This is a genomic window from Allobosea sp. 10N428 (assembly GCF_056394545.1).
On sequence record NZ_JBFTIC010000037.1, the window covers coordinates 1 to 798 of the forward strand.

At 64.0% G+C, this 798-nt stretch carries 1 protein-coding gene; it reads left to right on the forward strand.

Translation table 11 applies throughout. The annotated features are described in order from the left end of the window. The first annotated feature begins 186 nt into the window (after window positions 1-186). Complete coding sequence (locus tag AC1DDA_RS27395; RefSeq protein WP_476798093.1) at window positions 187-486, forward strand: hypothetical protein; 300 nt, start codon at window positions 187-189, stop codon at window positions 484-486. Window positions 487-798: the final 312 nt, after the last annotated feature.

Genomic DNA, 798 nt, shown 5'->3' on the forward strand with positions numbered 1-798 from the left:
CCTGGTCGAACGGTCAAACCGAGGGCCAGATCACCCGGCTCAAGCTCGTCAAACGCCAAATGTACGGCCGCGGCAAGATCGATCTTCTCCAAGCCCGTCTGATCGGCGCGCAATGACCCAAAGCGTCAGCAGAACTGCGTCAGACCCAACATTGGACGCCGATCGGGGGGCAACTTTGCAGGCCGTTTGACAGGCTTCGCCGGCGGGACGGTGCGAGGTCTCGTCGTAAAAGGCTTCTCATGGCCGCAGCGCATCGCGAGCGCGGTCGTCGGTGGCATCACCGCTGGCTACGCGACGCCGGCCGCCATGCCCCTCATTCGGAAATGGCTCGATCTCTGGGCCTATCCGACCGGTGACATCGAGGGCTCGGTCGGATTCGCGCTCGGGCTGGTTGGGATGACCGTCTGTGACGCCGTGATCCGCTGGGCGCGGCGCTGGCGCGACGGGCCGCCATCGTTGCCGCTGCCTCCGAAATCGAGCGGCTGACCGCCGCAAGATGGCTGCCGGCTTGAGCGGCTTGATCCCTGAACGTGGCCCGGCCTTCTCCCGCGGCGCCGGGCCGTTTTTTTGTGCGGGGACTGCCTATATTTTCGGGCCAGCGAGCAGACGCTGGAGCTGTACGTTGGTTTCGTAGAGGCGCGGAACTCACGCTAATCTCGATGGTTCCCTGGGAACCATGGTCCTGTTGATCTGTGTCTCGGCCGGGATGCTTTTTGCAGTCGGATTCGGCTGGTACTTCGGCAGATGGATGTCCTAATCCCGGCCGTCGCCTCTCCCTCGTAAAGGGGCGGCCCTCCT